The organism is Promicromonospora iranensis (genome assembly GCF_028994805.1).
Classification (GTDB): Bacteria; Actinomycetota; Actinomycetes; order Actinomycetales; family Cellulomonadaceae; genus Promicromonospora; species Promicromonospora iranensis.
In genome coordinates, this window is record NZ_JAJQQP010000002.1 from 331,633 (window position 1) to 354,093 (window position 22,461).

The 22,461-nt window shown below is 72.6% G+C and carries 20 protein-coding genes; 18 read left to right on the plus strand and 2 right to left on the minus strand.

Features of this window, described 5'->3' with window-relative positions; genetic code table 11:
* The first annotated feature begins 14 nt into the window (after nt 1-14).
* The 18 genes from LUM46_RS04030 to LUM46_RS04115 all read left to right on the plus strand — a co-directional run bounded on the left by LUM46_RS04030 (nt 15) and on the right by LUM46_RS04115 (nt 20,150).
* Complete coding sequence (locus tag LUM46_RS04030; RefSeq protein ID WP_274992433.1) at nt 15-488, plus strand: SRPBCC domain-containing protein; 474 nt, start codon at nt 15-17, stop codon at nt 486-488.
* Nucleotides 482-892, plus strand: a complete 411-nt coding sequence (locus LUM46_RS04035) for an ArsR/SmtB family transcription factor (protein WP_274992434.1) — start codon at nt 482-484, stop codon at nt 890-892. Before LUM46_RS04030 ends, LUM46_RS04035 begins: the two co-directional genes overlap by 7 nt.
* Nucleotides 893-1,009: 117 nt before the next feature.
* Nucleotides 1,010-1,702 carry a bifunctional pyr operon transcriptional regulator/uracil phosphoribosyltransferase PyrR gene (pyrR, locus tag LUM46_RS04040; protein ID WP_374726922.1) on the plus strand — a complete coding sequence of 231 codons (693 nt, stop codon included), beginning with the start codon at nt 1,010-1,012 and terminating at the stop codon, nt 1,700-1,702.
* Complete coding sequence (locus tag LUM46_RS04045) at nt 1,699-2,709, plus strand: aspartate carbamoyltransferase catalytic subunit (protein ID WP_274992435.1); 1,011 nt, start codon at nt 1,699-1,701, stop codon at nt 2,707-2,709. Before pyrR ends, LUM46_RS04045 begins: the two co-directional genes overlap by 4 nt.
* Nucleotides 2,706-4,103 carry a dihydroorotase gene (locus LUM46_RS04050; RefSeq protein WP_274992437.1) on the plus strand — a complete coding sequence of 466 codons (1,398 nt, stop codon included), beginning with the start codon at nt 2,706-2,708 and terminating at the stop codon, nt 4,101-4,103. Before LUM46_RS04045 ends, LUM46_RS04050 begins: the two co-directional genes overlap by 4 nt.
* Entirely contained in the window at nt 4,100-4,699 is a 600-nt protein-coding gene (locus LUM46_RS04055; protein WP_274992438.1) for a PH-like domain-containing protein, read from the plus strand. Before LUM46_RS04050 ends, LUM46_RS04055 begins: the two co-directional genes overlap by 4 nt.
* An 8-nt stretch (nt 4,700-4,707) precedes the next feature.
* Nucleotides 4,708-5,952 (plus strand): glutamine-hydrolyzing carbamoyl-phosphate synthase small subunit, encoded by a 1,245-nt coding sequence (gene carA, locus LUM46_RS04060; RefSeq protein ID WP_274992657.1) that lies wholly within the window; start codon nt 4,708-4,710, stop codon nt 5,950-5,952.
* Nucleotides 5,952-9,329: a carbamoyl-phosphate synthase large subunit gene (gene carB / locus LUM46_RS04065; RefSeq protein ID WP_274992439.1), complete on the plus strand. Its 3,378-nt coding sequence runs from the start codon at nt 5,952-5,954 to the stop codon at nt 9,327-9,329. The genes carA and carB overlap by 1 nt, the downstream gene beginning before the upstream one ends.
* Nucleotides 9,326-10,228 carry an orotidine-5'-phosphate decarboxylase gene (gene pyrF, locus LUM46_RS04070; RefSeq protein WP_274992440.1) on the plus strand — a complete coding sequence of 301 codons (903 nt, stop codon included), beginning with the start codon at nt 9,326-9,328 and terminating at the stop codon, nt 10,226-10,228. The genes carB and pyrF overlap by 4 nt, the downstream gene beginning before the upstream one ends.
* 266 nt (nt 10,229-10,494) lie before the next feature.
* On the plus strand, nt 10,495-10,806 hold the full coding sequence (mihF, locus tag LUM46_RS04075) for an integration host factor, actinobacterial type (protein ID WP_274992441.1): 312 nt from the start codon (nt 10,495-10,497) through the stop codon (nt 10,804-10,806).
* 1 nt (nt 10,807) lies between these two features.
* Nucleotides 10,808-11,407, plus strand: coding sequence for a guanylate kinase (gene gmk, locus LUM46_RS04080; RefSeq protein WP_374726993.1), 600 nt, complete (start codon nt 10,808-10,810; stop codon nt 11,405-11,407).
* A 120-nt stretch (nt 11,408-11,527) separates the two neighbouring features.
* Nucleotides 11,528-11,863: a DNA-directed RNA polymerase subunit omega gene (gene rpoZ, locus LUM46_RS04085; protein WP_129788923.1), complete on the plus strand. Its 336-nt coding sequence runs from the start codon at nt 11,528-11,530 to the stop codon at nt 11,861-11,863.
* Nucleotides 11,864-11,944: 81 nt separating this feature from the next.
* Nucleotides 11,945-13,195, plus strand: a complete 1,251-nt coding sequence (coaBC, locus tag LUM46_RS04090) for a bifunctional phosphopantothenoylcysteine decarboxylase/phosphopantothenate--cysteine ligase CoaBC (RefSeq protein ID WP_274992443.1) — start codon at nt 11,945-11,947, stop codon at nt 13,193-13,195.
* A 100-nt stretch (nt 13,196-13,295) separates the two neighbouring features.
* On the plus strand, nt 13,296-14,486 hold the full coding sequence (gene metK / locus LUM46_RS04095; protein ID WP_274992444.1) for a methionine adenosyltransferase: 1,191 nt from the start codon (nt 13,296-13,298) through the stop codon (nt 14,484-14,486).
* Between the two features lie 87 nt (nt 14,487-14,573).
* Nucleotides 14,574-16,871, plus strand: coding sequence for a primosomal protein N' (locus LUM46_RS04100; RefSeq protein ID WP_274992445.1), 2,298 nt, complete (start codon nt 14,574-14,576; stop codon nt 16,869-16,871).
* On the plus strand, nt 16,868-17,521 hold the full coding sequence (locus LUM46_RS04105; RefSeq protein ID WP_274992446.1) for an HAD family hydrolase: 654 nt from the start codon (nt 16,868-16,870) through the stop codon (nt 17,519-17,521). The genes LUM46_RS04100 and LUM46_RS04105 overlap by 4 nt, the downstream gene beginning before the upstream one ends.
* Nucleotides 17,522-17,613: 92 nt before the next feature.
* Entirely contained in the window at nt 17,614-18,609 is a 996-nt protein-coding gene (gene fmt / locus LUM46_RS04110; RefSeq protein WP_274992447.1) for a methionyl-tRNA formyltransferase, read from the plus strand.
* Nucleotides 18,606-20,150, plus strand: a complete 1,545-nt coding sequence (locus tag LUM46_RS04115) for an RsmB/NOP family class I SAM-dependent RNA methyltransferase (RefSeq protein ID WP_274992448.1) — start codon at nt 18,606-18,608, stop codon at nt 20,148-20,150. Before fmt ends, LUM46_RS04115 begins: the two co-directional genes overlap by 4 nt.
* 25 nt (nt 20,151-20,175) lie before the next feature.
* Here the strand turns inward: LUM46_RS04115 and LUM46_RS04120 are convergent, their stop codons facing one another.
* Both LUM46_RS04120 and LUM46_RS04125 read right to left on the minus strand, forming a co-directional pair.
* Nucleotides 20,176-21,276 (minus strand): DUF3592 domain-containing protein, encoded by a 1,101-nt coding sequence (locus LUM46_RS04120; RefSeq protein WP_274992449.1) that lies wholly within the window; start codon nt 21,274-21,276, stop codon nt 20,176-20,178.
* A gap of 176 nt (nt 21,277-21,452) precedes the next feature.
* Nucleotides 21,453-22,403 (minus strand): helix-turn-helix domain-containing protein, encoded by a 951-nt coding sequence (locus LUM46_RS04125; protein ID WP_274992450.1) that lies wholly within the window; start codon nt 22,401-22,403, stop codon nt 21,453-21,455.
* Between the last annotated feature and the right edge of the window lie 58 nt (nt 22,404-22,461).

The following is a 22,461-nucleotide window of genomic DNA, read 5'->3' on the forward strand; positions in this document are numbered from 1 at the left end:
CGTCGGAGGAACTCATGACCACCACTCAGCCCCGCGCGACCGTCGACCTCGACACGCGATCCATCACCCGTACCGTGCGGGTCGCCGCCGCGCCCGGCGCCGTCTGGCGGGCGATCTCGGAGCCCGAGCATGTCGCCGGCTGGTTCGGGGACGGCTGCGAGACCGACGACGGCGGTCCGCTCGGCCCGGGCACGCGCGGTCGCCTGCACTTCGAGGGCTACGGCTGGTTCGCTCTCGAGGTGACCCGGGTGGAGCCGGGCCGGCTGCTCGCGTACCGGTGGGGCCAGTCGGTGGAGGAGCCCGAGCGCATGACCGAGGCCGAGTTCACGCTGCGGGAGGACGGGGACGGCACCTTTCTCACGGTCCACGAGACCGGCTTCAGCGGTGACACCGACGATGCGCTGCGCGCCGCCCTGGACGGCAACCGGCAGGGCTGGGACGGCGAGCTGGACGAGCTCGTCGAGTACGTCGAGTCGCGCACGTGGTGACCGGTCCGGGAGCGGCGGCCTCCGGGTCGCCGGTCACGGCGTTCGCCGCCCTCGCCGACGAGACCCGCTGGGCTGTGCTGGAGGCCCTGGCGGGTGACGACGGCGCGGCGGGTCTGACGGCGTCGGTCCTGGCTGATCGCCTGCCGGTCACCCGGCAGGCGATCGCCAAGCACCTGGTGGTGCTGGAGGGTGCCGGGCTCGTCGAGTCGGAGACGGTCGGCCGCGAGCGCCGGTACCGCGCCCTCGGTGCCGAGCTGACGGCGCTGGGGCGGCGGCTGGAGCGCATCGGGGACGCGTGGGAGACACGGCTGGGTCGCATCGCGCGCATCGCCGAGGGCATCGCGTCGGACACAGCGTCGGACACAGCGTCGGACACAGCGTCGGACACAGGGCGCGGGGTGTGAGCAACGCCGCTCCGGCGGGCGGCTGCCCCGGCATCCGGCACATGTCCGGCGAGTTAAGGTGGTGGCTGTCAGACTCCCTTTAATCCCGTCCCGTGAGGCGGAGAAGGAGGTCGCCAGATGAATCCTGGCAGCCGCATGCCCGAATCCAGCGCCCCACTGAGCACGGACCCCAGTACGGACCCCAGCATCGCCGCAGCGCGGACGGTGCTCGGCGAGGCCGACATCGCTCGGGCCCTGACCCGCATCGCCCACGAGATCGTGGAGCGGAACAAGGGGGCCGCCGATCTTCTCCTGCTCGGCATCCCGACACGCGGTGTGCAGCTCGCCCGCCGGCTGGCGGAGCGCCTGACGCAGATCGAGCCCGCCTTCGACGGTGAGTACGGCACCCTCGACGTCACCATGTACCGCGACGACCTCCGCAGGCAGCCCACGCGCGCCGTCGGGCAGACGGTCCTGCCGGGCAGCCTCGACGGGACCATCGACGACAAGGTGGTGGTGCTGGTCGACGACGTCCTCTTCTCGGGCCGCACCATCCGCGCGGCGCTCGACGCGCTGAACGACCTGGGCCGCCCTCGCGTGGTGCAGCTCGCGGCCCTGGTGGACCGCGGGCACCGCGAGCTCCCGATCCGGGCGGACTACGTGGGCAAGAACCTGCCCACGTCGCGCAGCGAGCGTGTGCGGGTCCGGCTCGCCGACGTCGACGGCGGCGTCGACGCCGTGGTGATCAGCGCTGCCTCGACCACGCAAGCCTCGACGACACAGCCCTCGATGACACAGCCCTCGGCCGGCGAGAACGGGGGTGCGCGGTGAAGCACCTGCTGACCACCCAGGGCCTGTCGAAGGACGACGCGATTCTGCTGCTGGACACCTCCGCGCAGATGGCCACCACCCAGTCGCGGGAGAACAAGAAGCTGCCGACGCTGCGCGGGCGCACCGTGGTGAACCTGTTCTACGAGGACTCCACGCGCACCCGGATCTCGTTCGAGACCGCGGCCAAGCGGCTGTCCGCCGACGTCATCAACTTCTCGGCCAAGGGGTCGAGCGTGTCCAAGGGCGAGTCCCTGAAGGACACGGCGCTCACGCTGCACGCCATGGGGGCCGACGCCGTGGTCGTGCGCCACTCGGCCTCGGGCGCCGCGCACCAGCTGGCGCACGCCGGCTGGCTCGACGCCGGCGTGCTGAACGCGGGCGACGGCATGCACCAGCACCCCACGCAGGCGCTGCTGGACGCGTTCACGATCCGCCGCCACCTGGTGGGCAACGTCGGCGAGGACGGTCGCGGGACCGACACCTCCGCGGGCGCGGACCTGTCCGGCCTGCGCGTCGCGATCGTGGGGGACGTCCTGCACTCGCGCGTCGCCCGCTCGAACGTGTACCTGCTGCGCACCCTCGGCGCCGAGGTGACGCTGGTCGCGCCCCCGACCCTGGTCCCGGTCGGTGTGGAGACGTGGCCGTGCCGGGTGTCGTACCACCTGGACGAGACGCTCGAGCAGTGGCAGCCGGATGCGGTCATGATGCTGCGGGTGCAGCGCGAGCGGATGTCGGGCGGCTCGGGCTCGTTCTTCCCGAGCCCCATGGAGTACAGCCGCAAGTTCGGGTTCGACGCCCGCCGCCTCGCGGTGCTGCCCGACCATTCGATAGTGATGCACCCCGGTCCGATGAACCGCGGCCTGGAGATCTCGGCGGCCGCCGCCGACCACCCCCGCTCCGTGATCGTGGAGCAGGTGGCGAACGGCGTGGCCGTCCGGATGGCCGCCCTGTACCTGCTGCTCTCGGGGACGGACGAGACCAGCACCGACGAGAGGAACACCCTGTGAGCGCCCCTGCAACAACGACCTACGTCCTGCGTGGGGTGCGTCCCTACGGCACGGACCCGGCCGACGTCGTGCTGGCCGACGGCGTGGTCGCCGCGATCGGCGCGTCCGGGACCGTGGAGCTCCCCGATGGCGCGGCAGAGGTCCGGGCCGAGGGGCACGTGCTGCTGCCGGGTCTGGTCGACCTGCACACCCACCTGCGCGAGCCCGGCCGGGAGGACGCGGAGACGGTGTTCTCCGGTACCCGTGCGGCGGCGGCCGGCGGCTTCACCGCCGTGCACGCCATGGCGAACACGACGCCGACGCAGGACACCGCGGGCGTCGTCGAGCAGGTGTACCGCCTGGGCCAGGAGGCCGGCTGGGTGGACGTGCACCCCGTCGGCGCCGTGACCGTGGGTCTGGGCGGCGAGAGGCTCGCCGAGCTGGGCGCCATGGCCGACTCCGCGGCCCACGTCCGCGTCTTCTCGGACGACGGCAAGTGCGTGCACGACCCGGTCCTCATGCGCCGTGCGCTGGAGTACGTCAAGGCGTTCGACGGTGTCGTGGCCCAGCACGCGCAGGAGCCGCGCCTGACCGAGGGCGCCCAGATGAACGAGGGCGTCGTCTCCGCGCAGATCGGCCTGACGGGCTGGCCCGCGGTCGCCGAGGAGTCGATCATCGCCCGCGACGTGCTGCTGGCCGAGCATGTCGGCTCGCGGCTGCACGTGTGCCACCTGTCCACCGCCGGCTCGGTGGAGATCATCCGCTGGGCCAAGGGCCGCGGCATCGACGTCACCGCCGAGGTGACGCCGCACCACCTGGTCCTCACCGACGACCTCGCCCGCGACTACGACCCGGTGTTCAAGGTGAACCCGCCGCTGCGTACCGCCAAGGACGTCGAGGCGGTCCGCGCGGGCCTCGCCGACGGCACCATCGACATCGTCGCCACCGACCACGCGCCGCACCCGGTCGAGGACAAGGACTGCGAGTGGTCGTCCGCCGCGTTCGGCATGACCGGCCTCGAGACGGCCCTGTCCGTGGTGCAGCAGACCATGGTCGACACCGGTCGCATGACCTGGGCCGACGTCGCCCGCGTGCTGTCGGAGAACCCGGCGCGCATCGGACGGATCGACGGCAACCATGGCGGGAGCCGTACAGCGGGGCAGGGCCGCCCGATCGCCGTCGGCGAGCCGGCCAACCTGACCCTGGTCGACCCGTCCGCCACCCGGACGATCGACGGCCGCAGCCAGGTCACCGCGAGCGACAACACGCCGTTCGCCGGGATGGAGCTGCCGGGCCGCGTGGTCGCGACGTTCCTGCGCGGCCGGGCGACGGTGCTCGGCGGCGAGGTCGTCGACCGCACCGCCGTCGACGGACCAGCAGCCGACGGAAAGACCCTCGAAGGAGTCACCCGATGAGAATCCTGGCAGTCGCACTGCTGGTCGCGTGCGCGATCTTCCTCGTGCTGTACGTGACGCTCATCGGCCGGCGCCGCCTCGCGCAGCGCACCACCACCCTCGTGCCACGTCCACCCGCGGTACCCGGCCCCGACCACGTGGGTCCCGTGCGGTTCGGCCCGCTGGAGGCCGTCTACGTCTCCACCACGCTCCACGGCGACTGGCTCGCCCGCGTCGGCGCGCACGGGCTGGGCGACCGGTCGAACTGTCTCGTGTCCGTGCACGACGGCGGCGTCCTGGTCGAGCGCGAGGGCGCCGAGGACCTCTGGGTACCCGTGAACGCGATCCGCAGCGCGGGTCTCGCCCCGGGCATGGCCGGCAAGTACGTCGGCGCCGACGGTCTCGTCGTCCTGACCTGGGCTGTCCCCGAGGCCGACGACGTCGCGGCAGCCCTGGTCGACACCGGGCTGCGCACCCGGCGCGCCGAGGACCGCGGCGCGCTCGTCGACGCCGTCCGGTACCTGCTGGCCGCTCAGCAGCCCCAGCACCCCGGGCAGCAAGCCCAGCACGCTCAGCACGACCCCCAGCACGACCCGCACCAGCAGGAGGCCCGGTGACCACCCCGATGACACACCCCGCTACGTCCCCAGCCGCGGCCCCAGCCGCGTCAGCAGCACTGGTCCTCGAGGACGGCACCACCTACCGCGGCCGTGCGTACGGCGCGACGGGGACCACGTTCGGCGAGATCGTCTTCTCCACGGGGATGACCGGGTACCAGGAGACGCTGACGGACCCGTCCTACCACCGGCAGATCGTCGTCATGACGGCACCCCACATCGGCAACACCGGGGTCAACGACGAGGACCCGGAGTCCGGCCAGATCTGGGTCTCCGGCTACGTGGTCCGTGACCCCGCGCGCCGCGTGTCGAGCTGGCGCGCCCAGCACTCGCTCGGCGAGGAGCTCGCCGACCAGGGCATCGTCGGCATCTCCGACGTCGACACCCGCGCACTGACCCGCAGGCTGCGCGAGGAAGGCGTGATGCGCGCCGGGATCTTCTCCGGCCAGGACCTGGTCCGCGACGGCTACCCGCGCCCCGTCGAGGAGCTCGTGGCGCAGGTGCAGGCCTCCCCGCAGATGGCGGGTGCCGACCTGGCCCGCGAGGTCTCCACCACCGAGGCGTACACCGTCGAGCCGAGGGGCGAGTTCGAGGGCGAGACCCCGGTCGCCACGGTCGTCGCCGTCGACCTCGGCATCAAGACCATGACGCCGGTGCGCCTCGCCGAGCGCGGCGTGCGCGTCGTCGTCGTGCCGCAGTCGTCCACCATCGCGGACATCGAGGCCGCCCTGCCCGGCGACGGCACGCCCCACGGTGTGTTCTTCTCCAACGGCCCCGGCGACCCGAGCGCGTCCAGCCACGAGGTCGAGCTGCTGCGCGCCGTCCTGGACCGCAAGATCCCGTTCTTCGGCATCTGCTTCGGCAACCAGCTCCTGGGCCGGGCCCTCGGTTACGGCACCTACAAGCTCGGCTACGGGCACCGCGGCATCAACCAGCCGGTGCTGGACCGCACCACCGGCAAGGTGGAGGTCACCGCGCACAACCACGGCTTCGCGGTCGACGCCCCGCTCGACGAGGCAGGCTCGAGCGCGCCGCACGACGGTGGTCGCTACGGCCGCGTCGTCGTCTCCCACGTCGGCCTGAACGACCAGGTGGTCGAAGGCCTGACGTGCCTGGACCTGCCCGCCTTCTCGGTGCAGTACCACCCCGAGGCGGCCGCCGGCCCGCACGACGCCGCCTACCTGTTCGACCGGTTCGTCAGCCTCATGACGAACCCGGCGGCCTGGCCGCCTGTTCTGAAGGAGAACCACTGATGCCTCGCCGTTCCGACATCTCCTCGGTCCTCGTCATCGGGTCCGGCCCGATCGTCATCGGCCAGGCCTGCGAGTTCGACTACTCCGGCACCCAGGCATGCCGGGTGCTCCGCGAGGAGGGCCTGCGCGTCATCCTGGTCAACTCGAACCCGGCCACGATCATGACCGACCCCGAGTTCGCGGACGCCACGTACGTGGAGCCCATCACCACCGAGGTCCTGACCACGATCATCGCCAAGGAGCGCCCCGACGCCCTGCTGCCCACCCTCGGTGGCCAGACGGCGCTCAACGCCGCCATCGCGCTCGACGAGGCCGGAGTGCTCGAGAAGTACGGCGTCGAGCTCATCGGCGCCAACATCCCCGCCATCCAGAAGGGCGAGGACCGCCAGCAGTTCAAGGACGTCGTCGAGAAGTGCGGCGGCGAGTCGGCCCGCTCCGAGATCGTGCACTCCATCGAGGAGGCGCTCAAGGCGGCCGAGGTCCTCGGCTACCCGATGGTCGTGCGCCCCTCCTTCACCATGGGCGGCCTCGGCTCCGGCCTGGCCTACGACGAGGCGGACCTGCACCGCATCGTCGGGCAGGGCCTGCACTACTCGCCCACCACGGAGGTGCTCCTGGAGGAGTCCATCCTGGGGTGGAAGGAGTACGAGCTGGAGCTCATGCGCGACCGCGACGACAACGTCGTGGTGGTCTGCTCGATCGAGAACGTCGACCCGGTGGGCGTGCACACGGGCGACTCCGTGACCGTGGCCCCCGCGATGACCCTGACCGACCGCGAGTACCAGAGGCTGCGCGACATCGGCATCGCCGTGATCCGTGAGGTCGGCGTCGACACCGGTGGCTGCAACATCCAGTTCGCCATCGACCCCGCCGACGGCCGCATCATCGTCATCGAGATGAACCCCCGCGTGTCCCGCTCCTCGGCGCTGGCCTCCAAGGCGACGGGCTTCCCGATCGCGAAGATCGCCGCCAAGCTCGCCGTCGGCTACACGCTCGACGAGATCCCGAACGACATCACGAAGGTGACCCCCGCGAGCTTCGAGCCCACGCTCGACTACGTGGTGGTCAAGGTCCCGCGGTTCGCCTTCGAGAAGTTCCCCGCCGCCGACGACACCCTCACCACGACCATGAAGTCCGTGGGCGAGGCCATGGCGCTGGGCCGCAACTTCACCGAGGCGCTCGGCAAGGCCCTGCGCTCCATCGACAAGGGCGGCGTGCAGTTCCACTGGGACGGCGACGCCCCGTCGGGCGAGGAGCTCGCCACCCTCCTCCAGGAGATCCAGCGCCCCACCGAGGGCCGCATGGTCGGTGTCCAGCAGGCGCTGCGCGCGGTCGCCACCGGTGGGACCACCCTCGAGCAGGTCTTCGACGCCACCAAGATCGACCCCTGGTTCCTCGACCAGATCCAGCTCGTCAACGAGGTGGCCGCCGAGGTCGCGGCGTCGCCCACGCTCACCGAGGACGTGCTGCGCCACGCCAAGCGGCACGGGCTGTCCGACGCCCAGATCGCGCGCCTGCGCGGCATGAGCTCCTCGGGCGAGGTCACGGTCCGCGAGATCCGGTACGCGCTGGGCGTCCGCCCGGTCTACAAGACCGTGGACACGTGCGCCGCCGAGTTCGCCGCCAAGACGCCCTACCACTACTCGAGCTACGACTCCGAGACCGAGGTGGCACCCCGCGAGCGCGAGGCGGTGATCATCCTCGGCTCCGGGCCCAACCGCATCGGGCAGGGCATCGAGTTCGACTACTCCTGCGTGCACGCCACCCTGGCGCTCAAGGACCGGTACGAGACCGTCATGGTCAACTGCAACCCGGAGACGGTCTCCACGGACTACGACACGTCCGACCGCCTCTACTTCGAGCCGCTGACCTTCGAGGACGTGCTGGAGGTCTACCAGGCCGAGCTCGCGGCCGGGCCGGTCAAGGGCATCATCGTGCAGCTCGGCGGCCAGACCCCGCTGGGCCTCGCCCGGCGCCTGGCCGAGGCCGGGCTGCCCATCCTGGGCACCAGCCCCGAGGCCATCGACGCCGCGGAGGACCGCGGCATCTTCGGGCAGGTCCTGCTCGACGCGGGCCTCCCGGCCCCGGCCTTCGGCACGGCACGGTCGCTCCCGCAGGCCCGCGAGATCGCGGACCGCATCGGCTACCCCGTGCTGGTGCGCCCGTCGTACGTGCTGGGCGGCCGCGGCATGGAGATCGTCTACAGCGAGGACCAGCTGACCGGGTACGTGGAGCGCGCGCTGGAGGCGGCCGCCGTCTCGCACGCCGACTCCGGGGCGCACGGCACGCTGGCCGCGCCGCTGCTCATCGACCGCTTCCTCGACGACGCGATGGAGATCGACGTCGACGCCCTGTTCGACGGCGAGGAGATGTTCCTCGGCGGCGTCATGGAGCACATCGAGGAGGCCGGCATCCACTCGGGCGACTCGGCCTGCGTGCTGCCCCCCGTGTCGCTGAGCGAGACCGAGATCGCGCGCATCCGCCGCTCCACCGAGGCCATCGCCCGGGGTGTCGGGGTGCGGGGCCTGCTCAACGTCCAGTACGCGCTCGTGAGCGACGTCCTCTACGTCCTGGAGGCCAACCCGCGCGCGTCGCGGACCGTGCCGTTCGTCTCCAAGGCGACGGGCACCCCGCTCGCCAAGGCGGCCGCTCGGGTGATGGTCGGGGACTCGATCGCCGACCTGCGGGCCGAGGGGATGCTCCCGGAGCACGACGGCGCGACGCTCGACCTGGGCGCCCCGCTGGCGGTCAAGGAGGCGGTGCTGCCGTTCAAGCGGTTCCGTACCCGGGAGGGCCTGGTCGTCGACTCGGTGCTCGGCCCGGAGATGCGCTCCACCGGCGAGGTCATGGGCTTCGACAAGGACTTCCCGCACGCGTTCGCGAAGTCGCAGGCCGCGGCGTTCGGCGGGCTGCCGACGTCGGGCACCGTGTTCGTGTCGGTGGCGGACAGCGACAAGCGGCACGTCGTCTTCCCGGTGAAGCGCCTGGTGGAGCTCGGGTTCAAGGTCCTGGCGACCGAGGGCACCGCCACCGTGCTGCGCCGCAACGGGATCGAGGCGACGGTGGTGCGCAAGCACACCGAGGGTCGCGGCCCGGACGGCGAGCTCACGGTCGTCGGCCTCATCACCGAGGGCATGATCGACCTCGTCGTGAACTCGCCCTCCGGCCAGGGCGCCCGCGCTGACGGCTACGAGATCCGCGCCGCCACGACGGCGGCCGACAAGCCGATCGCGACGACCGTGGACCAGCTCGCGGCCGCCGTGCAGGGCATCGAGGCGGTGCTCGCCGGCCCGTTCGAGGTGGCGAGCCTCCAGGAGCACCAGGCCGCGACGGTGGCCCGCCTGGCGGCGGCCAAGCTGGCGGGGGCGAGCGCGTGAGCGACGTCGTGCCGTTCGGCGCCCGGCTCGCGGCCGCGATGGACGAGCACGGCCCGTTGTGCGTGGGCATCGACCCGCACGCGTCGCTCCTTCAGGCCTGGGGCCTGCGGGACGACGTCGACGGGCTGCGCGAGTTCTCGCTGCGCGTCGTGGACGCGCTCGGCGGCAAGGTCGCGGCGTTCAAGCCGCAGGCGGCGTTCTTCGAGCGGCACGGCTCGCGCGGGCTGGCGGTCCTGGAGGAGGTCATCGCCGCGGCTCGTGCGGCGGGCTCCGGCAGTTCCGGAAGCACGGGCAGCACGGGCACGCTGACGATCGTGGACGCCAAGCGGGGCGACATCGGCTCGACGATGGGTGCCTACGCGGAGGCGTTCCTCGCGGAGGGCTCGCCGCTGGCCGGGGACGCCCTCACGGTGTCGCCGTACCTCGGGTTCGGTTCCCTGGCGCCGGCCGTGGAGCTGGCCGCGGCCACGGGCCGCGGGCTGTTCGTGCTGTGCCTCACCTCCAACAAGGAGGGCTTCGAGGTGCAGCACGCCCGCACCGGAGGGCCGGAGGGCGCCCTGGGCGGCACGGTGGCGGCGCTCATGGCCGCGCGCGCCGCGGTGCTCAACGCGGGTGCGGAGCCCATGGGCTCCGTGGGCCTCGTGGTGGGCGCGACGATCGGTGACGCCGTCGCTGCCACAGGGACCGACCTGGTGGCCGTGAACGGCCCCCTGCTGGCGCCCGGTGTGGGCGCCCAGGGCGCGGGGGAGCGGGAGCTCGCCACGACCTTCGGTGACGCCCGGCGGAACGTCCTGGCGTCGTCGTCCCGGGCGGTGCTCGCTGCCGGACCGGACCCGGACGGGCTGGTGAGCGCCGCACGAACGGCCGCGCGGGAGGCGAAGACCGCGCTGCGGGGCTGAAACTCGCGCCTCGGACAAAGCGCCCTCGATCCCTATGGATCGGGGGCGTTTTGTTGTGGAACGTACCAAATGCGTAAAAGCGCATGTGCATGAGTTTTCACGAAGTGGCGTTCTGCGATTGCCGACCGCTGGGGCGGTGGCTACTTTCGATGCAGCAGTTCACACCAGACCGGTCGCGGGCCAGGTCACGGACTTGGGCCACGAGCCCGAGCGAGGACCGGACGTCCGAGCCAGGAGGCCGGTCGAGACACGAGTAGGTGACTTGCGTGGCACTACCTCCCCTCACACCCGAGCAGCGTTCGGCAGCACTCGAGAAGGCTGCCGAGGCGCGACGCGCTCGGGCAGAGATCAAGAACAAGCTGAAGTACTCGCAGGGCTCCCTCAAGGAGGTCATCGAGCAGGGCCAGCAGGACGACGTCGTCGGCAAGCTCAAGGTCGTCCAGTTGCTCGAGTCGCTGCCCGGGGTCGGTAAGGTTAAGGCCAGGGCGATCATGGAAGAGATCGGGATCGCCGAGACCCGCCGCGTCCGAGGCCTCGGACCGCACCAGACGGCGGCGCTCATCGAAAGGTTTGGCTGAGATCAGTACGACACAACCCGCACGGCTGACCGTGCTCGCAGGCCCCACCGCGGTGGGTAAGGGCACGGTCTCCGCCGATGTGCGGGATCGTTATCCGCAGGTCTGGCTCTCCGTGTCGGCGACCACCCGGTCGCCGCGCCCGGGCGAGGTGGACGGAGTGCACTACCTGTTCGTGTCAGCGGAGGAGTTCGACCGTATGGTCGCCGCCGACGAGATGCTCGAATGGGCAGTGGTGCACGGTCGCAACCGTTACGGGACACCACGGCGGCCGGTCGAGCAGAAGCTCGCCGCCGGGGTGCCCGTCCTCCTGGAGATCGACCTCCAGGGCGCGCGCCAGGTGCGCGACGCGGTGACGGCGTCGGGCCTGCAGGCCCGGTTCGTCTTCCTCGCTCCGCCGAGCTTCGACGAGCTGGTCCGCCGGCTCGTCGGACGCGGTACCGAGGACTCCGAGGAGCGTGAGCGCCGGCTCGCCACCGCGCGGGTCGAGCTCGCCGCGGAGAAGGAGTTCGACGTCACCATCGTGAACGACGACGTGCACCGCGCGACGGACGAGCTCGTCTCCGTCATGGGTGTGGGTTCCACCACACCGGTCGCCGGCTAACGCGCGGTGCGCACGCCCGTCCGACGACGGGCGTTTCGCGCTGCCCCCCTCCGAGCGATGGACCAGGTAGACTCATCCCTCGGACTTTCCCCCTGTACCTCAGACTTCTGGAGCTTCACCATGGCCGGAACCGTCGCCGCCCCCGAGGGCATCACCGACCCGCCGATCGACGAGCTGCTCGAGCGTATCGACTCGAAGTACGGCCTCGTGCTGTACGCGTCCATGCGCGCCCGTCAGATCAACGCCTACTACTCGCAGCTCAACGAGGGCCTGCTGGAGAACGTGGGTCCGCTCGTCGAGACCCGCAACCAGGAGAAGCCGCTCTCCATCGCGATGCGCGAGATCACCCAGGGCCTCCTCACGATCGAGGAGGTCGACCCGGCGGAGGTCCAGGCGCAGGCCGACGCCGCCGCGGCAGCCAAGGCCGAGCAGCCGCTGCCCGAGTTCCCGGCCTGACCGGCCTCGACGCGCGGTCACGGACCTTCCTGATGGCTTTCTGATGAGCGTGTCGTCGAGCGTGCCGAGGGGCGAGAACCGATGAGGATCCTCCTCGGCGTGACCGGGGGGATCGCCGCGTACAAGGCGGTGCTCCTGCTGCGTCTGTTGCGCGAGCAGGGGCACGCCGTACGGGTGATCCCGACCCGTTCCGCGCTCGAGTTCGTGGGCGCGCCGACCTTCGAGGCGCTGTCGGGCGAGCCCGTCAGCACCGAGGTGTTCGACGACGTGCCCGGCGTGCAGCACGTGGCGCTGGGCAAGGGCGCCGACCTCGTGATCGTCGCCCCGGCGACCGCCGACTTCATGGCGCGGGCCGTCGCCGGCCTCGCCGACGACCTGCTGACCACGACGCTGCTGGCGGCCCGCTGCCCCGTCGTGCTCGCTCCCGCGATGCACACCGAGATGTGGGACCACGCCGCGACGCGGTCGAACGTGGCGACGCTGCGCGAGCGCGGCGTGCACGTGATCGAGCCCGCGTCGGGCCGGCTCACCGGTGTGGACACCGGTCCCGGGCGGCTGCCCGAGCCCGAGGACATCGCGCGCGAGGCGCTCTCGCTGGTTGATCCTTCGTCGGTCGGCGCTGTCCCGCAGGACCTGGCCGGACGCCGCGTCGTCGTCTCCGCGGGGGGCACGCGGGAACCCATCGACCCCGTCCGGTTCATCGGCAACCGGTCCAGTGGGCGGCAGGGTGTCGCCCTGGCGCAGGCGGCCGCCGCGCGCGGCGCCGACGTGACGCTGGTGGCGGCGAACCTCGCCCAGGACGTGACCGACCAGGTCGACGCCGCGCGTGGAGCGGCAGGCCGGCTCGCCTGCTCCGTCGTATCGGTGGAGTCCACCGCCGAGCTGCGCTCCGCGGTACGCGCCGCGGGCACCGAGGCGGACGTCGTGGTGATGGCCGCCGCGGTCGCCGACTTCCGGCCGGCCGCCACGCCGGACGCCAAGATCAAGAAGGTGCCCGGCCACGGGCCCGCGCCGATCGAGCTGGTGGAGAACCCGGACATCCTGGCGGAGCTGGCGCACGAACGCCTCCGCTCCGACCAGGTGGTGGTGGGCTTCGCGGCCGAGACCGGCGACGCGTCCGGCAGCGTGCTGGACCACGGCCGCACCAAGGCGCGCCGCAAGGGCGCGGACCTGATCGCGGTCAACGCCGTCGGCTCCGGGCGGGGGTTCGGCACCGACAGCAACGAGGTCACCCTCCTGGACGGTGCCGGTGACGTCGTCGGGCACGCGTCGGGGACGAAGCGCGAGGTCGCCGACGCCGTCTGGGACGCCGTCGTCAAGCTGCTGCCGTGAGCCGTTCTCCGGCTCGCCGTGCTGATCGATCCTCAGTCGTGATCGCCGTCTCATCTTTCAGGATCGACTGTTCGCTGTGCGAGACCGTAGGCTGTGGCACATGAGCGAGCTGCGTCTGTTCACGTCCGAGTCCGTGACCGAGGGTCACCCGGACAAGGTCTGCGACCAGATCAGTGATGCGATCCTCGACGCCCTCCTCGAACAGGACCCGGCGTCGCGCGTGGCGGTGGAGACCATGGTCACCACCGGCCTGGTGCACGTCGCGGGCGAGGTCACCACCGAGGCCTACGTCGAGATCCCGCAGATCGTGCGGGACGTGGTGCGCGGGATCGGCTACACGTCCTCCACCATCGGGTTCGACGCCGACTCGTGCGGCGTCTCCGTGTCGATCGGGCAGCAGTCGCCCGACATCGCGCAGGGCGTCGACAAGGCCCTCGAGATGCGGGACGACACGAGCGACCTCGACCCCATGGACGCCCAGGGCGCGGGGGACCAGGGGCTCATGTTCGGCTACGCGTCGGACGAGACGCCCTCCCTGATGCCCGTGGCCGGCTGGCTGGCGCACCGCCTCTCGGAGCGGCTGGCCGCCGTCCGCAAGTCGGGCGAGGTGCTGGGCCTGCGCCCGGACGGCAAGACCCAGGTCACCGTCGGGTACGACGGCGACCGCCCCGTGGCCGTCGACACGGTGGTGCTCTCCACGCAGCACGACGCCGACGTCCAGCAGGAGAAGCTGCACGTCGAGGTGGCCGAGCACGTGATCGCCCCCGTGCTGGCGACCGCCGGCCTCGAGTGGTCGGGCGCCAAGCAGTTCGTGAACCCGACCGGCAAGTTCGTCATCGGCGGGCCGCAGGGCGACGCCGGCCTGACGGGGCGCAAGATCATCGTCGACACCTACGGTGGCATGGCACGGCACGGTGGCGGTGCGTTCTCGGGCAAGGACCCCTCGAAGGTGGACCGGTCCGCCGCGTACGCCATGCGCTGGGTGGCCAAGAACGTCGTCGCGGCCGGGCTCGCGCGGCGCTGCGAGGCCCAGGTCGCCTACGCGATCGGCAAGGCGCACCCCGTCGGCCTCTACGTCGAGACCTTCGGTACCGAGACGGTGCCCGTCGAACGGATCACCGCCGCCATCCGCGAGGTGTTCGACCTGCGTCCGGCCGCCATCGTGCGCGACCTCGACCTGCTGCGACCCATCTACCGCGCGACGTCGACCTACGGTCACTTCGGGCGCGACCTGCCGAACTTCACGTGGGAGCGCACCGACCGCGTCGACGACCTCCTGAGCCTGTTCTGACGGCGGCCGACCCACCCTGGTCCGGGGTGGGTCGGCCGATCCCGGCGTGCGCTCCGGGATGTCGGTGACGCGTGGTGGGATAGGGACGTGAACGGGGACACGGAGCAGGACACGCTGCCGGACGGCGCGCTGCTGGGGCTGGACGAGGTGGGCGCGGCGCCCGCTCGCGGGCGTGGCAAGGGTGGCCGGTCCGGATCGCGGAACCCGCTCGACAAGGCCGAGACCAACGGCATCCCCATCACCGAGACGCTGCCGGTGGCGCACGTCGTGCTCGACCTGCAGCCCGCGCACCTCGACCAGGCGTACGACTACCTCGTCCCGGTCACCATGGCCGACGACGCCCAGCCCGGCGTCCGCGTCAAGGCGCGGTTCGGGCGGCAGGACGTCGCCGGGTACGTCGTGGCCCGTCAGGAGACCTCCGACCACGACGGCCGCCTCGTCCCGCTGCGCAAGGTGGTGTCCGGCGAGCGCGTGCTCACGCCGCAGGTGCTGGACCTGTGCCAGGCCGTCGCGCACCGCTACGCGGGCACGCTCGCCGACGTGCTGCGCCTGGCGCTGCCGCCGCGGCACGCACGCGTGGAGAAGGAGCCCGCGCCGGCCGATGTGCCGGACCAGCCGCTGGTCGAGCCGGTCGAGGCCTCCGGAGCCACGTCCCTGCCGCCGCAGACCTCTGCCTGGGCCCCCTACCGCGGGGGAGAGGCCTACCTGCGCCGGATCCTGGCCGGCGAGGCGCCGCGCGCCGTATGGTCCGCCCTGCCGGGCGTGGGCACGGACACGGACACGGAGACCGACGCCGACACCGACACCGACACCGGGAGCGGAGCCGGCGCAGGCACGCCGCACTGGGCGGCTGCCGTCGCGCAGGCCGTGCGAGCGTGCGTCGCGGGCGGTCGGGGGGCGCTCGTGGTCGTGCCGGACGCCCGGGACGCGGCACGGGTGACCACGGCGCTGGAGGTCGCAGGGCTGGGGTCGGACGATGTCGTGCGGCTCCTCGCGGACGACGGCCCGGCACCCCGCTACCGGGCGTTCCTGCGTGCCCTGCGGGGTGCCGCGCACGTGGTGGTCGGTACCCGGGCGGCGATGTTCGCGCCGGTCGCGGACCTCGGCCTGGTAATCCTCTGGGGCGACGGCGAGGAGACCCTGGCCGAGCCGCACTCCCCGTACCCGCATGCCCGCGACGTGCTGGCGCTGCGGGCGGAGCGGGAGGGCACGGCGTTCCTGCTGGGCTCGCCGGGGCGCACGGTGCAGGCGCAGGCACTGCTGGCCTCCGGCTGGGCGCGTGAGCTGGCGGCCGCCCGGGACGTGGTGCGGTCCCGCGCACCGCGGGTACGGGCGCTGACGTCCGTGGAGCTGGCGCGGGACGGTGCCGCTGCCGCCGCCCGGCTGCCGTCCGCGGCGTGGCGGGCCGCCCGGGAGGCCCTGGAGCACGGTCCCGTGCTGGTGCAGGTCCCGCGCTCGGGATACCTGCCGGTCGTGGCGTGCTCGCGCTGCCGGGTGGCGGCCCGTTGCGGTCACTGTCACGGCCCGCTCGGTCTGCCGCACGCCGACGGCGCACCGCAGTGCACGTGGTGCGGCCGGCTGGCAGGTGGGTGGCGCTGCGAGGAGTGCGGCTGGACAGGGCTGCGGTCGGTCCGCGTCGGTTCGGCACGCACGGCCGAGGAGCTGGGGCGCGCGTTCACGGGTGTGCCGGTGCGGCTGTCGTCGGCCTCGGCTCCGGGCGGAGTGATCGACGCCGTCCCCGCCACGCCCGCGCTCGTCGTCGCGACGCCCGGCGCCGAGCCGGTGGCCGAGTCCGGGTACCGGACGGCCCTGCTGCTCGACGCCGCCGTGATGACAGGCGGTACCGGACTCGCGGCGGGCACCGAGGCGCTGCACCGCTGGCTCGCGGCCGGGTCGCTGGTCCGGCCGGACGGGCAGGTGCTGCTCGTCGGGGACGGTGCTCCCGGTCCGACGCAGGGCCTGGTGCGCTGGGACCCCGCCGGTTTCGCGGAGCGTGAGCTCGACGAGCGGGCCGAGCTGCACCTCCCACCGGCGGTACGGGTCGCCGCGGTGACCGGGGACCGGACGGCGGTCGACGCCGTCGTCGCGCGGGTCGGTCTGCGCGAGGATCCCGGGACGGGTTCGGGCGTGCTGGGGCCGGTCGAGGTCGACCCGGACGCCACCGGGCGCGGGCCTGCAGGCAGGGGCGCGGGAGCGCCGTCGGGTGGCCGGGGCGGAGCGGGCGGGGTGCAGGCACTGGACCTGCCCGTGCGGACCGTGCTGCGTGTCCCGCTCGCCCAGGGCGACGAGCTCGCCCGTAGGCTCAAGGCCAGCCTTGCCGTCCGCTCCGCGCGCCGCGAGGGCGGGACGGTCCGTGTCCAGCTCGACCCGAAGGAGATGCTGTGAGCAGTGCTGACCCTACGACCCGTCCGGAAGCCGGCAGAGCGTCCGGCATCGACACGGTCGTCTACGACTTCGGGAACGTCCTGGTCGGCTGGGACCCCTACGGCCCGTACGTGGGCCGCCCCCGGGCCGAGATCGAGGCGTTCTTCGAGGCGGTGGACTTCAACACGATCAACCACGCGGCCGACGCCGGCACGCCGTACTCCGTGCTGATCGAACGTGTGGGTCGCACCCGTCCGGACCTCGTCGAGGACCTGCGCCGGTACGTCGAGCACTACGAGCTGTCGCTCACGGGACCGATCGAGGGTTCCGCGGAGCTGGTGGCCGAGCTGAAGGGCCTCGGGCTACGGCTGTACGGGCTGACGAACTGGCAGGCCGAGACGTTCCACAGCGCCGAGCCCGCCGCGCCGGCGATCGGGCTGATGGAGGACGTCATCGTGTCCGGCCGCGAGGGCATGGCCAAGCCCGACCGGCGCATCTTCGAGCTGGTCGTCGAACGGTTCGGCGTCGACCCGTCCCGCACGGTCTTCGTGGACGACAAGGACGTGAACGTGGACGCCGCCCGCAACGTCGGGTTCCACGGCGTGGTGTTCACGACCACGGAGGCGCTCCGCAAGGAACTGCGTGGGCTGGGGCTCCCGGTCGCCGAGTAGCGAGAGTCGCCGCAGGGTGGGTGACCCATCCGACGTCGGGCAGCCAGGGGGTCGAGGCGGCCCCGCAGAGGACGCACACCTAAACTGACCAGGTGCGTCTTCTCTTCGCAGGAACCCCTGAACCCGCCGTCGCCTCCCTCGAGGCCCTCATCGGCTCGCGCCACGACGTGGTGGCCGTCCTGACCCGCGCCGACGCGCCGTCGGGCCGCGGCCGCAAGCTCACGCCGAGCCCGGTGCGGTCCCGCGCCGAGGAAGCCGGGATCCCCGTCATCACGGACGTCCCGCGCGGCGACGAGTTCGTCGAGCGGCTGCGCGGCCTGGAGATCGACGCGGCCCCGGTCGTCGCCTACGGGCACATCCTGCGCCCGGCCGTCCTGGCGGTACCCCGCCTCGGCTGGATCAACCTGCACTTCTCGGTGCTGCCCGCCTGGCGCGGCGCCGCGCCGGTCCAGCGTGCCGTGATCGCCGGCGACGAGGTCACGGGCGCCACCACGTTCCTGCTCGACGAGGGCATGGACACCGGCCCCGTGCTCGGCACGGCCACCGAGACCATCCGCCCCACCGACACGTCCGGCGACCTCCTCGGCCGGCTCGCGACCTCCGGCGCCGAGCTGCTCGTCGCCACCCTCGACGCGCTCGAGGACGGCGCCCTCCAGCCCCAGCCCCAGCCCGCCGACGGCGTCTCCGTCGCCCCCAAGCTCACCACCGACGACGCACGCGTGACCTGGACGGACCCGGCGCTCGCGGTCGACCGTCTGGTGCGGGGCTGTACGCCGGCACCGGGCGCGTGGACCGTGCTGCCGGACGGCTCTCGTCTGGGGCTCGGGCCGGTCGCACCGCGGCCGGAGGTCACCGACCTGCGGCCCGGCGAGGTGCGTGCCCTGAAGCACGAGGTCCTGGTCGGAACGGCAACGCACGCCGTGGCGCTGGGTGAGGTGCGGCCCGTCGGCAAGAAGGCGATGGCTGCGCCCGACTGGGCGCGCGGCGGCGGACGTTCGCTCGTCGAGGCGGGCCTCGTGCTCGGTGCGTCGGCGACCGGTCCGTCTACGACGGGCGCCTCGAGCGACTCCACGGAGGTGTCGGCATGAGTGGCTACGAGGGTGCAGGCGGTTCGCGGGACGGCCGGAGCATCGACGACGAACGGCGCAATCCCTCCGGGCGCCAGCGCTCCGCCTCGCGCTCCCGGGGCGACGAGCGGTCACGTACGTCGCAGGCGCCGTCGGAGCGCCGTAAGCGCACCGACCCGGCCCGGACGGCCGCGTTCGACGTGCTGCGCGAGGTCGACGAGTCGGACGCCTACGCGAACCTCGTGCTGCCCCCGCTCCTGCGCGAGCGGCACATCCGCGGTCGCGACGCCGGCTTCGCGACCGAGCTCACCTACGGCACGCTGCGTCTGCGTGGCCGGTACGACGCGATCCTCGCGACCCTGGTGGACCGGCCGCTGCCCGGGCTGGACCCTGCGCTGCTCGACGTCCTGCGCCTCGGCGCGCACCAGGTGCTCGGGATGCGGGTGCCCGTGCACGCCGCGGTCTCCGAGACCGTGGGGCTCGCGCGCAACCGGGTCGGCGCAGGCCCCGCCCAGATGGTGAACGCTGTGCTGCGCCGGGTCTCCGAGCGTCCGCTCGACGAGTGGCTGTCGGTGCTCACGAAGGACGCGCCCGACGCGCTGACGGGCCTCGCGGCCACCGAGTCGCACCCGCTCTGGATCGCCCGGGCCCTGCGTGAGGCGCTGGCGGGCAACGGGCGCGACGCCGACGAGATCGGCGACCTGCTGGCCGCTGACAACGTCTCACCGCGGGTGACCCTGGTCGCGCGGCCGGGCCTGGTCGACGCCTCGGACGAGGTCGCCTGGGGCGACGTCGACCTGGTCGCCGGCCGCTGGGCGCCCACAGCGCTGCGGCTCGAGGCCTCGGACCCGTCCGGCATCCCCGCGGTCAGGGAAGGCCTCGCCGGTGTGCAGGACGAGGGTTCGCAGCTCGTCACGCTCGCGCTGGCCGGTGCGTCCCTGGAGGGCCGGGACGAGCGCTGGCTCGACCTGTGTGCAGGACCCGGCGGCAAGTCGGCGCTGCTCGGCGCCCTGGCCGCGCGGCGTGGGGCGACGCTCGTCGCCAACGAGGTGGCGCCGCACCGCGCTCGCCTGGTCGAGAAGGCGGTGGCCGCGCTGCCCGACGGCGTGGTCGAGGAGGTGCGGACCGGTGACGGACGTGAGGTCGGCGCGGACGAGCCGGGCGCCTATGACCGCGTGCTCGTCGACGCGCCGTGCACGGGGCTCGGCGCGCTGCGCCGTCGGCCCGAGAGTCGGTGGCGGCGGACGCCGTCGGACCTCGGCACGCTCACCGGGTTGCAGCGTGAGCTGCTCGCCTCCGCGCTGGACGCCGTCCGGCCCGGGGGAGTGGTGGCCTACGTGACGTGCTCGCCGCACCTCGCCGAGACGCAGCTCGTCGTGTCGGACGTGCTGAAGAAGCGCTCCGACGTCGAGCGGCTCGACACGCCGGACGTGCTGCGGTCGGTGGTGCGCGCCGAGGCCGCCGACGAGATGCCGCTCGGGGACCGTGACGACGTGCAGCTCTGGCCGCACGTGCACGGCACCGACGCGATGCACCTGACGCTGCTGCGGCGCAAGGCGTAGCGCCGCTCTTCCGAAGACCTGGCCCCTACCGGGGGCCAGCAACGTCGTCACGCTCGACCGGCCGGCGGCTCGCCGGCCGGTCGCGGCGGATGGTGCGGACGAGACGCGGGACGACGGCTGGGATGCTCGCCGCAGCGAACGCGCCGGACGAGACGAGGACGGCGAGCGCGCTCCACTCGGCCCAGCCCCACGGGACGGCTCCCGCTTCGATGACGTTCTCCGGATGCTCTGGGTCGAAGACGATCTTGATGCGTTCTTCCTCGAAGTGCGGCTCTGTCAGGTGCGTGGTCGTCGTATGGACGGTCGCGGTAGGCGGCTCGGCACGCGCGACGAAGCTGACGTCGGCGTACTCGCCCCATCCGGAGACCATGTTCGTACGGTCGACGACCGCGGTACCGGACACCCCGCGCTGGTAGAGCGCGGCAGCCTGTGTGGCCTGGACCACGGCGAAGGTCCCGCTGGTCAGGACGAGCAGACCCGGGATGAGCAGGAACAGGGTGAAGGCCAGGAAGGGCGGCTGGGTGTCGGCGTCGTCGCGCAGGTCCTGCACCGTCGCGGTGTAGGTGGGCCCGATGCCTCGGGAGCCTGATCCGTGCTCCGGCGCCGGGCGCTTCCGGGCGCGGCGGAAGAGCTCCGCGGAGAACGGGAGGACCAGAAGGCCGAGAGGCAGCACGATCAGGTCCAGAACGGCGAACAGGATGATCCCCCCGTCGATCCACGGTGTACTCGCGGCGATCGCTCGGTTCGGATGCTGCGGGTCGTAGGTCAGCTCGAACCGGTCGCCGACCTCGAGGTGGGGAGGAAAGCGATGGAGCAGGACCGAGAACTGCGGACCCTCGATCGTGCGCACGTCGAGATGGGGTGTTCTGCCGCTGCCTCGGAAGTCGACGACCGCCTCGACGGTGACGCCGCGAGCGTCGAGGATCACGGGCTTGGTGAGATGGTCAGCGGTGAACCAGGCGAGGGGGATCCAGAAGACGAGGAGCCCGATGGTGCCGGTCCACAGTTCCGTCGTCGAAGTCTTGGAGAGATGGGTTCGCATGTTGGCGGCGCCGTTGCGGAACTTTTCCACAAGAGTTCTCCCCGGGGCCGACTGGTTCGCCTGAGCCGCGATGCGGCGCTCCATCGCCCTGCGGGCTTCCTTCTGGCGGCGAGTCACCTCGCCCGCCGGTGCCTGAGGTGCCCGCCGAGATCATGCCGGCCGAGATCTCCGAGGCTGTCGCCACTGTCCACCGCGAGAGCGTAGCGGCAGAAGATCATCCGGAACGAGTGGATCGCCAGGTGAAACCGTGGCCCGGGACCTCAGACCTCGCTGAAGGTCCGTCGGTAGGCGCCGGGTGTGGTGCCGAGGTGCGCCCGGAACCGGCGTCGTAGGTTGACCGCCGAGGTGAGACCGACCCGGGTCGCGATGGCCTCGACCGGTAGGTCGGTCTGTTCCAGCAGCGCCCGTGCCGCATCGAGCCGCCGGCCGAGCAGCCACTGTCCCGGGCTGGTGCCGAGCTGTTCGGTGAACCGCCGGGCGAGGGTCCGGCTGGACAGCCCCGCACGCTCGGCGAGCCGGTCGAGGGTCAGCGGGCTGTGGAGCCGGGTGGTTGCCCACTCCAGCAGCGGCGCGAGGGACTCGTCGGTCCTGGCCGGTGCGGGCTGCGTGGCGTACTGGAGCTGGCTGCCCTCCCGGTGCGGCGGCAGGACCATGTTCCGGGCGACCTGGGCAGCGTAGGCCGCACCGTGGTCGGTACGGACGAGATGCAGACACAGGTCGATGCCCGCACCGGATCCCGCACTGGTCGCTACGTCGCCGTGGTCCACGTAGAGCACGTCCTCGTCCACCTCGACGTCCGGAAAGCCGGCAGCGAGCCGGGCGGCGTTGCGCCAGTGGGTAGTGGCCCGTCGGCCGTCGAGCAGTCCGGCCTGCGCGAGGACGAATGCACCGGTACAGATGGCCACGACCCGTGTCCCGCGACGGTGGGCCGCCCGCAGTGCCTCGAGGACGGCCGGCGACACCCGCGCCCCCGGCGGCTGCCAGCCCGGGAGGACGACGGTGTCCGCCTCCTCCAGCGCCGCCAGCCCTGAGTCGACGAGCAGCGAATAGCCGATCGTGGTCCGCAGCGCGCCGGGACGCTCGGCGCAGATCCGGAAGCTGTAGCGGCCAGGCGTCCCTGGCAGGGCGGTGCCGAAGACCTCGGCGGCACAGGAGAGCTCGAAGGGCGACTGCGGCTCGTTGAGCAGGGCGACGACGCGGTGCAGTTCCATGGCAGAAATATACCCATGGGTGTCTTTCTTGACTCTCGGCCGAGCGGCCGGCCCCGGC

What these genes read in the sequence shown, in the direction of transcription:
- LUM46_RS04030 (WP_274992433.1), top strand. Translation starts at nt 15, where the DNA reads ATGACCACCACTCAGCCCCGCGCGACCGTCGACCTCGACACGCGATCC.
- pyrR (WP_374726922.1), top strand. Translation starts at nt 1,010, where the DNA reads ATGAATCCTGGCAGCCGCATGCCCGAATCCAGCGCCCCACTGAGCACG.
- LUM46_RS04055 (WP_274992438.1), top strand. Translation starts at nt 4,100, where the DNA reads ATGAGAATCCTGGCAGTCGCACTGCTGGTCGCGTGCGCGATCTTCCTC.
- carA (WP_274992657.1), top strand. Translation starts at nt 4,708, where the DNA reads ATGACACACCCCGCTACGTCCCCAGCCGCGGCCCCAGCCGCGTCAGCA.
- carB (WP_274992439.1), top strand. Translation starts at nt 5,952, where the DNA reads ATGCCTCGCCGTTCCGACATCTCCTCGGTCCTCGTCATCGGGTCCGGC.
- rpoZ (WP_129788923.1), top strand. Translation starts at nt 11,528, where the DNA reads ATGGCCGGAACCGTCGCCGCCCCCGAGGGCATCACCGACCCGCCGATC.
- coaBC (WP_274992443.1), top strand. Translation starts at nt 11,945, where the DNA reads ATGAGGATCCTCCTCGGCGTGACCGGGGGGATCGCCGCGTACAAGGCG.
- metK (WP_274992444.1), top strand. Translation starts at nt 13,296, where the DNA reads ATGAGCGAGCTGCGTCTGTTCACGTCCGAGTCCGTGACCGAGGGTCAC.
- LUM46_RS04115 (WP_274992448.1), top strand. Translation starts at nt 18,606, where the DNA reads ATGAGTGGCTACGAGGGTGCAGGCGGTTCGCGGGACGGCCGGAGCATC.
- LUM46_RS04120 (WP_274992449.1), bottom strand. Translation starts at nt 21,276, where the DNA reads ATGGAGCGCCGCATCGCGGCTCAGGCGAACCAGTCGGCCCCGGGGAGA.
- LUM46_RS04125 (WP_274992450.1), bottom strand. Translation starts at nt 22,403, where the DNA reads ATGGAACTGCACCGCGTCGTCGCCCTGCTCAACGAGCCGCAGTCGCCC.